The 15,297-nt window shown below is 46.0% G+C and carries 14 protein-coding genes; 4 read left to right on the top strand and 10 right to left on the bottom strand.

All coding sequences use genetic code 11. From position 1 onward, the window contains the following. Positions 1 to 105: 105 nt before the first annotated feature. Complete coding sequence (locus EV146_RS23620; protein ID WP_132011197.1) at positions 106 to 1,068, bottom strand: diacylglycerol kinase; 963 nt, start codon at positions 1,066 to 1,068, stop codon at positions 106 to 108. 289 nt (positions 1,069 to 1,357) lie between these two features. Here EV146_RS23620 and putP point away from each other — a divergent pair, with 289 nt between their 5' ends. Together putP and EV146_RS23610 are read left to right on the top strand one after the other, a co-directional pair. Next, entirely contained in the window at positions 1,358 to 2,854 is a 1,497-nt protein-coding gene (gene putP / locus EV146_RS23615; protein WP_132011196.1) for a sodium/proline symporter PutP, read from the top strand. A 288-nt stretch (positions 2,855 to 3,142) separates the two neighbouring features. Next, positions 3,143 to 3,364, top strand: a complete 222-nt coding sequence (locus tag EV146_RS23610; protein ID WP_132011195.1) for a hypothetical protein — start codon at positions 3,143 to 3,145, stop codon at positions 3,362 to 3,364. Positions 3,365 to 3,368: 4 nt separating this feature from the next. Here the strand turns inward: EV146_RS23610 and gatB are convergent, their stop codons facing one another. The 5 genes from gatB to aceA form a co-directional block, all read right to left on the bottom strand. Continuing rightward, on the bottom strand, positions 3,369 to 4,796 hold the full coding sequence (gene gatB, locus EV146_RS23605) for an Asp-tRNA(Asn)/Glu-tRNA(Gln) amidotransferase subunit GatB (RefSeq protein WP_132011194.1): 1,428 nt from the start codon (positions 4,794 to 4,796) through the stop codon (positions 3,369 to 3,371). 12 nt (positions 4,797 to 4,808) lie between these two features. Beyond that, complete coding sequence (gatA, locus tag EV146_RS23600) at positions 4,809 to 6,260, bottom strand: Asp-tRNA(Asn)/Glu-tRNA(Gln) amidotransferase subunit GatA (protein WP_132011193.1); 1,452 nt, start codon at positions 6,258 to 6,260, stop codon at positions 4,809 to 4,811. Between the two features lie 12 nt (positions 6,261 to 6,272). After that, positions 6,273 to 6,563, bottom strand: a complete 291-nt coding sequence (gene gatC, locus EV146_RS23595) for an Asp-tRNA(Asn)/Glu-tRNA(Gln) amidotransferase subunit GatC (RefSeq protein ID WP_121610167.1) — start codon at positions 6,561 to 6,563, stop codon at positions 6,273 to 6,275. A 173-nt stretch (positions 6,564 to 6,736) separates the two neighbouring features. After that, entirely contained in the window at positions 6,737 to 7,186 is a 450-nt protein-coding gene (locus tag EV146_RS23590) for a YueI family protein (protein ID WP_132011192.1), read from the bottom strand. A gap of 227 nt (positions 7,187 to 7,413) precedes the next feature. Next, a complete protein-coding gene (gene aceA / locus EV146_RS23585) occupies positions 7,414 to 8,709 on the bottom strand; it encodes an isocitrate lyase (protein ID WP_132011232.1) in 1,296 nt (431 codons plus the stop codon). Between the two features lie 404 nt (positions 8,710 to 9,113). Between aceA and EV146_RS23580 the strand changes: the two genes are divergently transcribed. Together EV146_RS23580 and EV146_RS23575 are read left to right on the top strand one after the other, a co-directional pair. Then, complete coding sequence (locus tag EV146_RS23580) at positions 9,114 to 9,884, top strand: DeoR/GlpR family DNA-binding transcription regulator (protein ID WP_132011191.1); 771 nt, start codon at positions 9,114 to 9,116, stop codon at positions 9,882 to 9,884. 39 nt (positions 9,885 to 9,923) lie between these two features. After that, complete coding sequence (locus EV146_RS23575) at positions 9,924 to 10,313, top strand: tautomerase family protein (RefSeq protein WP_132011190.1); 390 nt, start codon at positions 9,924 to 9,926, stop codon at positions 10,311 to 10,313. A gap of 86 nt (positions 10,314 to 10,399) precedes the next feature. Here EV146_RS23575 and EV146_RS23570 read toward each other — a convergent pair whose 3' ends face one another. The 4 genes from EV146_RS23570 to fba form a co-directional block, all read right to left on the bottom strand. Continuing rightward, positions 10,400 to 11,467 (bottom strand): Gfo/Idh/MocA family oxidoreductase, encoded by a 1,068-nt coding sequence (locus tag EV146_RS23570; protein WP_241994033.1) that lies wholly within the window; start codon positions 11,465 to 11,467, stop codon positions 10,400 to 10,402. 75 nt (positions 11,468 to 11,542) lie between these two features. Then, a complete protein-coding gene (gene iolG / locus EV146_RS23565) occupies positions 11,543 to 12,565 on the bottom strand; it encodes an inositol 2-dehydrogenase (protein WP_132011188.1) in 1,023 nt (340 codons plus the stop codon). 15 nt (positions 12,566 to 12,580) lie between these two features. Next, positions 12,581 to 14,326, bottom strand: a complete 1,746-nt coding sequence (locus tag EV146_RS23560; protein WP_132011187.1) for a solute:sodium symporter family transporter — start codon at positions 14,324 to 14,326, stop codon at positions 12,581 to 12,583. A gap of 67 nt (positions 14,327 to 14,393) precedes the next feature. Beyond that, a complete protein-coding gene (gene fba / locus EV146_RS23555) occupies positions 14,394 to 15,257 on the bottom strand; it encodes a class II fructose-1,6-bisphosphate aldolase (protein WP_277873243.1) in 864 nt (287 codons plus the stop codon). Positions 15,258 to 15,297: the final 40 nt, after the last annotated feature.

The raw sequence follows: 15,297 nt of genomic DNA, 5'->3' as shown, positions 1-15,297 counted from the left end.
TCTTGCTGCCTTCATCTTGCCTTCATCACCCATCGGCCCTCAAAACCAAAAAAGGCCTGAATCCCAAATGAATTCAAGCCTGGCAACCCTCTCGCATGCGTGCTGTCAGGATTGGTTTTCTGCTGGTTGACCCGGAATGTCCGTCTCAGCCCAAATATCCGGCCTGTCTTCCGGACGAATTTGATCAAGCGGAACAAAGACGTCAATATGCCGGTAAAGGTTCTCAAATTCCGCAGGGAGGTTGCCCCCGTATTCTCCGTCGAGGTTCAGCTGCATGGTTTCTTTTGAATGCACTTTGATCCTGTTTGCCTTGGTATAAATGACATTGGGGTCATTAATATGTTCACCCCTGACAGCCAAAGTGGCAATCCTGATAAAGTCAGCAAGGTTTGTTTTCTTTAAAACGAGCAGTGAAAACATCCCGTCGTTGATCGAGGCATTGGGAGCGAGCCTTTCAAACCCTCCTACCGAGTTTGTCAATCCGATGAGAAACAGCATGACTTCGCCTTCAAACAGTTTTCCGTCATACTCAATGCTTACTTCGGAAGCCTTCAGCGATGGCAGCATTTCGATTCCTTTTAAATAATAGGCCAGCTGCCCAAGCATAGTCTTCAGCTTGCTTGGCACTTCATACGTCAGCTCCGTTAGACGCCCGCCTCCAGCGATATTGATAAAGTACTTTTCATTGATCCGGCCCACATCAACAGGAATACTTTCACCTTTTATAATAATGTCGACGGCCGCTTCGATGTCACGCGGGATATGGAGTGCCCTCGCAAAGTCATTGGTTGTGCCGGTAGGGATCACGCCAATTTTTGGACGGTATTCCTGTTCGGCAATACCGTTGATGACTTCATTGATCGTTCCGTCTCCGCCAGCAGCAATGACCAGGTCATAACGCCTCTCCACAGCAACCCTCGCCGCATGCGTTGCATCGCCTTCCCCCGTTGTTGCATGGCAGGAAGCCTCATATCCTGCTTCCTCAAGCCTCATCAGCACATCTGCCAGGCTCTTTTTAAAAATTTCCCGCCCGGAAGTAGGATTATAAATAATTCTTGCTCTTTTCATACCCATCATCCTATAGAAATGAATTATTAATACTTTTTTATCCTTTAACATCATAGCCTAAAAGCAAAATAATAAGCAATTTTGACTGACATTGAAAAACGGCATGCTCTTCTCACAGGAGAATCAGCATACCATACCCATTATATGGGAAGAAGTCTGCTTGTACAATCATCAGGTCCCAGAATGCTCCTTTTGACTTAGCAAAGAATCTATTTATATTTGTATTGCGGTGGTAGAATATTCAGTATATTATTGTATTTTTATACCTATTTATTTGAGGAGGTTAAACATGTCGAATGAGATTTTTCAGCTTATCTCCATTGGCATATACATGGCGGCCATGCTTTTTATAGGCTGGTATGCATACAGGAAAACGAACAACCTGACAGATTATATGCTCGGCGGCCGTTCCTTGGGCCCTGCGGTCACGGCCCTTAGCGCTGGAGCGGCAGACATGAGCGGATGGCTCCTGATGGGACTCCCGGGCGGCATCTATGTCACCGGACTTGCTGACGCCTGGATTGCCATTGGCCTTACAATCGGAGCCTACCTGAACTGGCTGCTTGTTGCACCTCGCCTGCGGTCCTATACAAAGGTTGCAAATGACTCCATCACCATTCCGGGTTACCTGGAAAACCGCTTCAAGGATACGTCCAAACTGCTGAGGATTGTCTCCGGGCTCGTCATATTAATCTTTTTTACCTTTTATGTTTCATCAGGTATGGTATCTGGTGCGGTGTTTTTCCAAAGCTCCTTTGATTTGAATTATTATACAGGCCTCTTCATTGTTGCTGTTGTTGTTGTTGCCTATACCCTGTTTGGCGGCTTCCTTGCGGTTAGCTGGACCGACTTTGTCCAGGGACTCATCATGCTGGCTGCTTTGATTCTGGTCCCAATCCTTGGGTTTGCGAGGACTGGCGGGCCGGCAGAGACCTTTGACACCGTCCGTTCCATTGATCCTGCCTTGCTCGACCTTTTCAAGGGCACGACACTGCTTGGGATCATCTCGGCTGCAGCCTGGGGACTTGGATATTTCGGCCAGCCGCATATCATCGTGCGGTTCATGGCGATATCATCGGTAAAAGAAACCAAGAATGCACGCCGCATCGGGATGAGCTGGATGATTTTCACCCTGATCGGAACCATCTTGACAGCCTTCATCGGCCGGGCATTCTATCTACAAAATACGCAATACAAGTTAGAGAACCCGGAAGCCGTGTTCATTGAACTGGGACAGATTTTCTTTCACCCATTGTTCGGCGGATTCCTCCTGGCAGCTGTCCTGGCAGCGATTATGAGCACCATTTCGTCACAATTGATTGTGACATCCAGCGCTCTGACAGAGGATTTATACAAGGTTCTGCTGAAGAAAGACGCGAGTGACAAACACCTCGTATTTTTTGGGAGAATGGCTGTGCTTGGCGTATCTGTTGTTGCTGCTCTACTAGCCCTTAACCAGGATAACACCATCCTGAGCCTGGTGGCATATGCGTGGGCCGGCTTTGGAGCCTCGTTTGGCCCGGTGATCCTTTTAAGCCTGTTTTGGCGGAAGATGACCAACTGGGGTGCCCTTTTCGGGATGATCACAGGGGCGGTTACAGTCATCCTCTGGAAAAATCTCAATCTTGGCGATATCCTCCTTGGTCAGCCATTATATGAAATTGTACCTGGCTTCATAGTGAACCTTGCTGTCTCCATTCTTGTGAGCCTTGCTACCTATCAAAGGAATGACGAGATTGAAAAAGAGTTTACTGAAAGCATTGAAGGCTTGAAACAAGGGAACTAAATCGGCAATACCTGCTAAAAAAACGGCCCTTGGGACAAAAAAGGGCCGTTTTTTTCGTTGAAAAAGATCGACAGTTTCATTTTCCGGGAAATACCTGTCGTTTTTAATCGTTTATGACAAAAATCTGGCGAATGGACGCCAGCACTGTTTGTCGACAAAAGGGGTTTGGAATGATCCCATTCCGAACCCCTTTTAATTAGTATTGAGTTTCACCTCAGATTAGACACCCCTTCAATTTGCGGTTATGACACACTGACTATTAAAACCCTGTTGATTGGAGTGGAAAGCGTGAAGACTCCTGCGGGATCAGTGGGACAGGTAGACCCCGCAGGAGCAGCAGCGACGAGGAGGGTTACCGCCCGCCCCGCGGAAAGCGAAACGCCTGGAATGGAAGTCAACAGCCCAGTTTTACAACCGGACAAAATAAAAAAAGACTGTGACAAACTCGATTTTCATCGAGAGTCTGTCTACAGTCTAAGCTGGCGAATGGACGCCAGCTTTTATTTTTAAAACCTTACCTTTTACTCAATTCCTGCGCCAGTAACTTATTGACAAGCGGAGGATTCGCCTGGCCTTTGGTTGCCTTCATGATCTGGCCAACCAGGAAGCCTTTCGCTTTCTCTTTCCCGCCTTTAAAATCTTCAACGGATTGCGGGTTTGCATCAATGATTTCCGTAATGATCTTCAGCAGTGCACCTTCATCGGAAATCTGGACAAGACCTTTTTCTTTAACGATTTTCTCAGCATCACCGCCGTTTTCAATTAACTCCTTGAAAACAGTTTTAGCAATTTTAGAGGAAATGGTGCCATTTTCAATCAGCTTGATCATGCCTGCAAGGCCCTGCGGCGTGAGAGGAACCTCGTGAAGCTCTTTGCCTTCTGCATTTAAATAGCCTGAAACCTCTCCCATCACCCAGTTGGAAGCCTGTTTCGGATCGGCTCCCTCCTGCACGGCAGCTTCAAAGAAATCAGCCATTTCCTTTGTCACAGTGAGGACGTTGGCATCATAGGAAGGCAAGCCCAGCTCTTCGATGTAACGCTTCTTCCGAGCATCTGGAAGCTCGGGAATCTCCGCCCTGACTCTCGCTTTCCAGTCTTCATCGATATAAATATCCATAAGGTCAGGTTCCGGGAAGTAGCGATAGTCCTCGGAGCCTTCTTTGACACGCATCAATACCGTTGTATTGGTTGCTTCATCATAGCGTCGGGTTTCCTGCTGGATTTCCCCTCCGGCATTCAGGATTTCAGCCTGTCGTTTCTCTTCATACTCAAGGCCTTTCCGGACAAAGTTAAAGGAGTTCAGGTTTTTCAGTTCGGTTTTTGTTCCGAATTCTTCCTGTCCGACCGGACGGAGGGAGATGTTCGCATCGCATCGCAGTGACCCTTCCTCCATCTTGCAATCAGAAACACCTGTATATTGAATGATTGACTTTAACTTTTCAAGATAAGCATAAGCTTCTTCCGGAGTGCGGATATCCGGCTCCGATACAATCTCAACGAGCGGTGTGCCCTGGCGATTATAGTCCACCAGTGAATAGCCGTTTCCATGGGTAAGCTTTCCGGCATCCTCTTCCATATGGATCCGGGTAATGCCGATCTTTTTCTTTTCGCCATTTACTTCGATTTCGATCCAGCCATGTTCGCCAATCGGCTTGTCAAACTGGGAAATCTGATAGGCTTTTGGATTGTCCGGATAAAAATAGTTTTTGCGGTCAAACTTTGTTTCTGTCGCCACTTCACAGTTCAGGGCCATACATGCCTTCATTGCGAATTCGACCGCTTTTTTATTTACAACCGGCAAAACACCCGGATAGCCCAGGTCAATGACCGTCGTATTGGTATTTGGTTCTGCGCCAAAATGGTTCGGCGCATTTGAAAAAATCTTCGAGTCTGTCTTCAGTTCAACATGGACCTCAAGTCCAATTACCGTTTCAAAGTTCATCCTTCTCACCCCTTACAAAACTGGTTTTTGTTTATGGAAGCTTGTTGCCTGCTCATATGCATGGGCAACGCGGTAAACAGAGCTTTCATCAAAGTGCTTTCCGATAATCTGCAGTCCTAACGGCAGTCCGCCCGCAAATCCGCATGGAACGGAAATCGCTGGAACACCTGCCAGATTGACCGGAATCGTTAGAATATCATTCATGTACATGGTCATAGGGTCATCAATGTTCTCGCCAATCTTAAAAGCAGGAGTCGGAGTTGTTGGCCCTACAATCACATCATATTTTTCCAGGACGTCATCGAAGTCCTTCTTGATCAATGTCCGTACCTTCTGCGCTTTCTTATAATAAGCATCATAATAGCCTGAGCTGAGCGCAAACGTTCCAAGCATGATCCGGCGCTTTACTTCTTCACCAAAACCTTCTGCCCTGGTCTGTTTATACATTTCAATCAGATTTTGGGCATCCGGAGTTCGGTAGCCGTAGCGGACCCCGTCAAACCTGGACAGGTTGGCAGACGCTTCTGACGAAGACAGCAAATAATAAGTGGCCAGCGCATACTTCGAATGCGGAAGTGAAACTTCTTCCCAGGTTGCCCCAAGGCTTTCAAGTACTTTAAGCGCATCCAGGACACTCTGCTTGGACTCCTCACTGACCCCTTCCCCAAGATATTCCTTCGGTACAGCGATTTTTAACCCTTTTACATCGCCGGACAGTGCATTTAGGTAGTCCGGAATATTCACATTCGCAGAAGTTGAGTCCATTTGGTCATGCCCGGCAATTGCCTTTAACAGGTAGGCATTGTCCTCAACCGTACGGGTAACCGGACCGATCTGGTCAAGTGAGGAAGCAAATGCTACTAAGCCAAAGCGGGAAACAAGTCCGTATGTAGGCTTCATTCCAACCACGCCGCAGAACGCTGCCGGCTGGCGGATGGAGCCGCCTGTGTCGGATCCAAGCGAAAACAGGACTTCCCCTGCAGCAACGGCAGCAGCCGATCCGCCTGAAGAACCGCCGGGCACCGTGTTAAGGTCCCATGGATTCTTTGTATTTTTATAGGCAGAGTTTTCATTGGAAGAGCCCATGGCAAACTCGTCCATATTTAATTTTCCGATTGTAATGGTTTCTGCCTGGTGAAGCTTGCCCATTACGGTTGCATCATAAATAGGATCAAAGTTTTCGAGAATCCTGCTGGCACATGTTGTAGTCAGATTCTTTGTGACAATATTGTCCTTGATTCCGATCGGCATTCCATAAAGCAGCCCTTTATCATCGGAGTTCTTTTCGTCCAGCTCTTTTGCCTTGGCCCGGGCGCGTTCCTCATCCAGGGTTAAGAAGGCCTGGACCTCGCCATCTACTTCCTTAATTCGTTTATACGACGTTTCAACAAGGTCAGAAACGGTTATTTCTTTTTTATGTAAAAGTTCATGAAGCTCTGAAACCTTATGATCAAATAAACTCATCTTTTCCCCTCCTTACTCCATAATAGATGGTACTTTAATCTGGCCATCCTGATGGTCAGGGGCATTCTTAAGCACCTCTTCATTTGGAAGCCCCGGTTTCGCGGCATCCTCCCGCATAACATTGCGGATATCGAGAACATGTGAAGTCGGCTCGACATTTTCTGTGTCCAGCTCGTTCAACTGCTCGGCAAACGTAATAATTTGATCAAGCTGTCTTTTAAATTTTTCTGCTTCTTCCTCTGTAACAGCCAATCTGGCTAGATGGGCCACATGCTTGACCTGATCCACTGAAATCCTTGACATAAAAGCCACCTCCTTGAAAATTCGCACAACGGGCAATTATATTGATAATAGCAAACTTTTCCACGTTAAAGCAATACGAACCGTGGCGTTAGAGCTATTTTATCATATGTAAAATGATTCGTTTGAAGAGAACGAAAAAATCCTCCGGACCCGTTGCAATCCGGAGGACTGTACTACTTCCTTCCAAACAATGTTTTAACCTTCGAAAAAAGGCTCTTCTCCCCAGCCTGCGCTTTCGGCAATTCTGGCCGGGGCTTCTTTGACAATGTAATATCCTCTTTATCAATGGCATACTCATATGCCAAAACTAAACCATATTCGGAATCATATTCCTTATTGGTCACAATTGTATACGCCACACCGGCATTCCCGGCTGCCTTGATATATTTGGACAGGGCAGAATAATCTATATTCCCGTTTAAATAGAGATGGGCTTCTTTATTCTCGGACAGCAGTGTTTTGAGCTGAGGCTCAAGACCCTTTCGATACACTTCTGACTGTGTCATGGCGACCACGACTCTCTCCCTCAGCGTCCCAAGATACTTCCGCCTTTCGTCCGGCTTGATCTGCTTGGGCCCATGGATCCCCTGCTGCAGATATTCATCTACATTTTGGTTGCTCATAAAGTCACCTCCGCGCAGTTTCCTATTACTATGTATGATTAGGTGCAGGCTTTTGTGCCGGATGTGCTGCTTCCCACCATCATACCATCTTCCTATATTCAATTTTAACCCACTCCTCATAAAAAAAACCTTCCCCTGAGATGGGAAGGTAAAAGGAGGAGAGATATTGGCAAAAAAACAACTACGGTGTATCGGGCATTGACGGCGAAACAGACCTCTTTAAGCTTCTAACTCCGCCTTTGTCCGGCTGCAGTGAACTGTTCTTCTTCCGTTGAACCTTTCAAGGCGGTAGTAGAAGAGGTCCCGCCTGAAATAACCATGCTTACCTGGTCAAAGTAGCCTGTTCCGACTTCACGCTGATGCCTTGTTGCTGTATAGCCATATTGCTCACTGGCAAACTCCGCTTGCTGAAGCCTGGAATAAGCAGTCATGCCGTTTTCTTTATATCCCCTGGCCAGCTCGAACATGCTATGGTTCAGGGAGTGGAAGCCAGCAAGTGTCACAAACTGGAATTTATAGCCCATATTTCCGAGTTCTATCTGGAACTTTTCAATCTTTTCATCATCAAGTTTCTGTTTCCAGTTGAATGAAGGAGAACAATTGTAAGCCAAAAGCTTGCCAGGGAACTTTTTATGGATAGCTTCAGCGAATCTTCCCGCTTCTTCGATATTCGGTTCTGAAGTCTCACACCAGATCATATCGGCGTAAGGAGCATAGGCAAGCCCGCGGGCAATGGCCTGGCCGAGACCTGCCCTCGTACGGAAAAACCCTTCCGGAGTACGTTCGCCGGTAATAAACGGGGCATCAGCTGGATCCACATCACTGGTGATCAGATCGGCTGCATTAGCATCTGTACGGGCAATAATTACAGCAGGCACTCCCATTACGTCTGCGGCAAGACGGGCCGCAATCAGGTTCCTTACGGCGGTTTGAGTTGGAAGCAGGACTTTTCCGCCCAAATGGCCACATTTCTTTTCAGAGGAAAGCTGGTCTTCAAAGTGGACTCCGGCTGCTCCCGCCTCAATCATCCCTTTCATTAGTTCGTACACATTCAGCTGACCGCCAAAGCCTGCCTCGGCATCGGCCACAATCGGCGCGTACCAATCAATCGAATGGTCCCCTTCAGAATGGGTAATTTGATCAGCACGCTGAAGGGCCTGGTTAATCCGTTTGACTACAGCTGGAACACTGTTGGCTGGATAGAGGCTTTGATCCGGATACATGTGGCCCGAAAGATTTGCATCCGCGGCAACCTGCCAGCCGCTCAGATAAATTGCTTTTAAGCCTGCTCTCACCTGCTGGACTGCCTGATTCCCTGTCAGTGCACCAAGCGCGCTGACAAAGTCTTCTTCATTAACAAGCTTCCACAGCTTCTCCGCACCCCGCCGTGCAAGTGTATGTTCAATATCCAGCGAACCTCTTAATCTGATGACTTCCTCTGCACAGTAGGGCCTATCAATTCCAGCCCAGCGGTCATTCGTATTCCAGTTTTCCTGCAATTGCTTTACTCTCGCTTCCGTCATCATAAATTCCCCCTTACAGATATTCAAACTATGAATAATAAAAACAAATTCTTCACAGCTGCCATTGCCGATTTGAAAATAGAATCAGCTTGTTTATTTTGTTATAATACAGAATTTGAACTTGTAAAGTTATTATATAACAGATAAGAACGTTTTCAACTATTTTCAGTTTAATTTTTAGAATATTCTTTCGACAAAAAATTGCCTTTGTGAAATATCCTGTCGGCACTCTGATTAATATTCTAGATAAGCAGAAATAGGACAGGCCAGAAACTTAGACAGTCTTAAGGTTTGATTGCCATATATTTTATGATTATCGTCATAAAAATGATGAAGTTTTGGTTATTTGTTGATATAATGTATATAAACTATCTAGCAACTGTTTAAAATGAAGGAGTAAAAATATGTTAAAAACGAAGCGAATCAATCAAATTCAAGATTATGTACTTGAACATGAAACCGTTTCCCTCGATGAACTCGTTGAAGTATTTGGCGTTTCAAAGAATACCATCAGGCGGGATGTTCAGATGCTGGTTGAGCAAGGGGATCTGAAAAAGGTGTACGGAGGAGTCGCTGTCAATCATTCCACTCTTATTTCCTTTAATGATCGGAAGGTTCGCAGCCAGCTGGAAAAGCAAAAAATCGCCAAACTAGCCGCTGATTATGTGGAGGATGGAGATATTATCTTTCTGGATTCCGGAACCACCACCTTTGAGATGCTGGAGTTTATCAAGACGAAACAGATTACCGTGGTAACCAATAATATTGATTTTATTGTTGAAGCGATGCCTTATGAGAATCTCAACATTTTCTCCGCCGGAGGCATGGTCGAGCGGAAAACGAAGTCGTTTGCCAGCTTCAAGGGCGAGGATATTTTTAAAACCTATAATATTAATAAAGCGTTCATGGCATCAACAGGAATATCATTAAGGAATGGTGTGACGAACTCATCGCCTCTTGAAACTGAAATCAAAAGCTCTGCTGTTAAAAAATGCTCCGAAATCTTTTTATTGGTAGACAGCAAAAAGTTTGATAAATATGCCCTGACAACTTATTGCGAACTGAAGGAAATTGACTACCTGATAACCGACCAGCTTCCGAACGAAAATTACCAGCAGTATGCAATGGAGCATGATATTAAACTGGTGGTTCCTGAGGAAGCACCTGCAAACTGATTTGTCCGCATCTATTCTTGAAAGTGGAGGTTACTGTACATGCCGTTATTAAGATTTGACGTTATCGAAGGCAGGGATGAACACTCTTTAAAACAGCTATTGGATGCTGCTCATCGCGCCATGGTAAAAGCTTTTGATGTACCCGAACAGGACCGCTATCAAATCGTTCACCAGCACCCTGCTCATGAAATGATCATTGAAGACACCGGTCTTGGCTTTAACAGGAGCAAAGACATGGTCATCATCAGTGTCACAAGCAAGCAAAGGACCAATGAACAGAAGGTCAGGCTTTACGAATACCTAGTGAAGGAGCTTGGCGAAAGCTGCGGCATAGCGCCTAATGACATCATGATTTCCATTGTTACCAATGAAGACGCTGACTGGAGCTTCGGAATGGGAGAAGCGCAGTTCTTGAACGGGAAGCTATAAATCCAGTATGCAGCATAAAAAACTGCCGGGCCGTAACAAAAGGCCAGGCAGTTTTTTAGCGCTCAAATGTTTCCACTGACTCTCGATTAACCATTTTTGACAAGGCTGGCTTCCCTAACCTTTACAAGCTGGCGTGTCTCGAATGATTGCTTGCAGGCATAGCCCAGTCTGGTGGATTCAACACCGTCTCGTACCGTAACCTCAGGCTGCCGGCCTTCCATTATGCAATGTATAAACTCTTCCGTTTCACTTAGATAGGCCTGTTCGAAGCGTTCCAAAAATCCGTCATAGCATTTCTTGACTGCACCATTCTCATTAAACAGCACAATTTGGTTCCGTTCCGGCACGGTTCCGATACGGATGCTGCCTTTTGTTCCGATTATTTCCGTCTCAATATGATATCCATGGGCACTGTTCCTGCCGGCAACAAAAATTCCCATTGTATTGTTTTCAAAACGCACCATTGCCGCACCCGTTTCCGCATCCTTAATTTCGTCAAACTCCTGCCGCGCATAGCCGCCGCCGATGGCCCACACCTCCTGAGCCTCCGACCCCATATACCAGCGTGCTAAATCTAGATCATGGATGGACATGTCCAAAAACAGGCCGCCGCTATAATTGGCTTTTGCAAATGCCAGGAAATTGTCCATTTGACTGGCCGGGTCAAGGCCATAGCAGCGAATTAAAATGGGCTCGCCAATATCCCCATTCACAATTTTCCGCTTGGCATCAGCATATGAACGATCATACCTGCGCATAAAACCCAGCATAAATACCTGGTCAGGATGGCTTTCTACAGCCGCCATTACTTGTTCGGCTTCTTCGAGATAGAGTCCAAGCGGCTTCTCACTGAACACGTGGAATCCGGCATCAAGCGCCTTAATAATCTGGTCGCAATGAAAACCTGATGGGGAGGCAATAAATATCGCATCTAGGTCCTTGTTCCGCAGCATTTCATCATAATTTGTATAACTAAAAGGAACGTCCCACTTCTCCTTGAACGCCGAGATTTCATCTTCTACTACACTGCAAATGGCAGACAGCTCACAGTTCGGAACTCTGCTGGCGAGATTTTCAGCATGCTGCCGTCCTAAACGTCCAAGACCTACGATCCCTACTTTGACTTTTTTAGCCATTCCCTCTATCCTCTCCATTCTTCATAAAAGACAAGCAGCTGTTTTCCCCAACTACTTGCCTTTGAAGTTTTGCTATTTTACCTTGCCTTTAGTTCATACCGGAACACTGGACAGTTCTGCAAGGGACACCGTTCTGGCTTCTTTCCAGGATACACGTGCTGCCACTGCCAGCAGTTCTGCCTGATAGCCATCCTCGCCTGTGCATACCAGCGGTCCGTCTTCAAGAATGGCTTTCGCAAAGTCATTGATTTCTTCTACATAAGCGTCTTTGTATCGGTCCAGGAAAAAATATTTTGGATGGTCAGAAGCGATAGACTCCTTGGTTGAAATACGGATATTAGTCTGCGTCTCATTTTCGGCCGAAACTACTCCCTTGTCCCCGAAGACTTCAATACGCTGGTCGTAGCCATAAACGGCTTGACGGCTGTTATCGATGACAGCAAGTGCACCATTTTCAAACTTAAGGGTAATGATGGCTGTGTCAATATCGCCATTGACACCAAACATAGGATCAACCAGGTTTGCTGCAGCGACCGACACTTCGGTTACATTGCTCCCTGACAGGTAGCGAACCATGTCAAAATCATGAATCGTCATATCGATAAACATTCCGCCAGATCTTTGAACATAAGCTTCAGGCGGCGCTTCAGGATCCCTGGAACAAACTTTGATTACATGAGGAGTGCCAATCACTCCAGCCTGGACTGTTTCGCGGACTTTACGGAAATGCTTGTCATAGCGGCGATTAAAGCCAACCTGGAACTTGACGCCCGCTTCCTTGACAACCTCCAGCGCCTTTCTTGTTTCTTCAATATTAAAGCTGATCGGTTTTTCACAGAAAATATGCTTCCCTGCTCTTGCAGCTGCTTTAATATATTCCGCATGTGTGTCTGTTGATGAGCAAATAAAGACAGCATCGATTTCAGGATCGGTAAAAATATCCTGGGGATTTGTTGTGATGACCGGGACCAGGTTTTCATAATGTGTGCCCTTTAAATGCTCCACCTGAATATCAGAAAGGGCTTTCAAATTATACAATTGAGAACCTAAAATATTATCTGCATGCAGCTGGCCAATCCGGCCCGCCCCAATAATTCCAACCGTTACTTTTTTCATAACTGCTCCTCGTTTCTATATGATTTTAACAGCCTCTTGATTAACTTTTTCCGTTTGCTGAACTGGCGGATCCAGCTTCTTATTCGTGTTGCGCCAGAACCATGCTACTCCGCCAAGCAGAGCTAGATTGACAGCAAGGAAGACAATCTGGGTGGAAGAATAGCCCCCGCTTGATTCCGCTACACCAATTGGAGAGAAGAAGGCATACACGCCGATCATTAGCAGAACAAGGAATGCCGAGAAGGATTTAACATGTTTCCAAGGTGTTAAATCTACCACTTTTGCATCTTCAAGAATATATGGCGTTTCTCTTGGCCTGATCCTTCCCAGCAGCAGCATGACAAAAATATCTACAGCCAGAAGGATGGATAAGACATAAAGGAAATTAACATCTCCAAGGAAAACCTTTGTCAGCGAGTAAAGAACCACATGCACTCCAATAACGACTTTCCCGGCATAAGATGGAACCCTTTTGCTGAAAAAGCCAACCAGAACCATTGCCACGATCGGCAAATTGTAGAACCCGTTCATTTCCTGAAGATAAGAGTACAGCCCTGACGGAGCGAACATAATAAATGGCGCAATAATTACTGATGCAGCTGCTAACCCAACTGCAAAAATCCGTCCTGCTTTTACAAGCTCCTTCTCTTCTGCATGCGGTTTAAAAATGGGTTTATAAATATCAAGCGAGAACAGTGTGATCGCACTATTCAACGTATTATTAAATGAACTCAGGATGGCACCGAACAATACAGCCGCTAAAAAACCCGACAATGCAACTGGCAGCACATCGACTACCAATGTTGGGTAGGCTGAATCGGCCGTTCCAAGATTATTCCCGTATAATAAATATGCAATAATCCCTGGCAGAACTAAAAATGTCAGGCCAAAAACTTTAAACAGCCCGGCATAGAGAACCCCTTTTTGTCCTTCCTTCAGGTTTTTTGCCGCGAATGTCCTCTGGATGATCGATTGGTTTGTAGCCCAATAGAAGATGTTGTTGAAGAGCAGCCCTGTCAGCAGGACACTCCATGGAACAGAAGATGAATCTCCGCCAATAGCGTTTAATTTTGCGGGATTGGCGTGCAAAAGCTTGTCAACGCCATCTGCCAGATTGCCGCCGCCAAGGGCGAAAAGACCCAAGAACGGGATGAGCAAGCCCCCGATAATCAATCCGATGCCGTTAATGGTGTCACTCATCGCTGCCGCTTTAAGCCCGCCTAAAATGACATAGCCCAGGCTTATGACCCCAATAGCAAGCGAAATGAGCAAAACGAGCATGAATGGACTCATATTGCTGATAGAAGTTAAGGAGAAAATACTGTCAAGGACTAATGCGCCTGAATATAGAACGGTAGGCAGGTAGGCAACCGCATAGCCCAATAAAAATAAAATGGATACAATTTGCCTAGTCCTGAGGTCATAACGGCGTTCCAGGAAATCCGGAATGGTGGTAAGGCCAGCTTTCAAGTACTTAGGCAATAAGACCAGTGCCATGATGATCAGAGCTACCGGTGATGAAACCTCCCAGGCCATAACAAGCATGGATTCCCCATAAGCCTGTCCATTTAATCCAACAATTTGCTCTGTCGACAGATTGGTCAGGATTAATGAAGAGGCAATGACAATCCCCGTTAAACTTCTTCCGCCAAGAAAAAAACCATCTGATGTCGTTAGATCAGTACCCTTTGTTTTATACCATGAGAACCACATGACAAAGATTGTATAAGCCAAGAAGCTTAATAGAATTACCCAAATCACAGGTGACCTTCCTCCCATCCTGGGCAAGGGGATATTTTATTTTAAGCATAAAATATCCTCCTCTCCCTTATGCTTTCACGCTAGTTTTCAAACCAGCTTTCTGACTTGATCCAAACTCTTTTATTTTAGCTTTGACTGTATTTGTAACCGCTTCCTTTCCCGGCGTCAGAATCGCTCTTGGGTCATACACTTCACTGTCATTTGCCAGCACCTCGCGAACCGCCCTGCTCCACGATTGAAGGCATTCCGTATTCACATTGATTTTCGCATGTCCCAGTTCAATCGCCTTTTGAATTTGGTAATCGGGGATCCCTGAACCTCCATGGAGAACGAGAGGTACATTCGTCAGCCCGGAAATTTCCTTCATCTCATCAAAACCTAATTTAGGTTCCCCTTTATATGGACCGTGAACCGAACCGAGCGCTGCTGCCAGGGCATCGATTCCCGTTTCCTTAACCAGCCTTAGGCAGTCAGAAGGAGCCGCATAATGGATACCGCCTATTAAACCATCTTCATTGCCGCCAACGGTTCCTACCTCTGCCTCAACCGAAACGAGGTGCGGCCGGGCATACTCAACAACCTGACTGGTCATTGCGATATTCTCCTCAATCGGATGATGAGATCCATCAATCATGACCGACGTAAACCCGGCATCGATCGCCTGTTTACATCTTTCAATGCTCATGCCGTGATCCAGATGGAGGGCAACGGGGACTGTTATGGACATCTCTTCGACCAGCCCTTTTACCATAGAAGCAATGATCTTAAATCCGCCCAGGTAATCTACTAATCTGTCAGATGCTGCAACAATTACAGGAGCCTGTTCTTCCTCTGCAGCCTGTAAAATCGCTTCAGCCCACTGAAAGCTATTAATATTGAATTGTCCGATGGCATAGCCTTCCTTTTTTGCTTCTATCAGCATTTCTTTCATCGATACCAACATCCCTAATCACCTCTCTTTAGCCCTTTAT

This window comes from Mesobacillus foraminis (assembly GCF_004340465.1).
GTDB classification, from domain to species: Bacteria; Bacillota; Bacilli; order Bacillales; family Cytobacillaceae; genus Mesobacillus_B; species Mesobacillus_B foraminis.
Note: the sequence above shows the minus strand (reverse complement) of the source record. Positions and strands in the feature narration are given on the sequence as shown.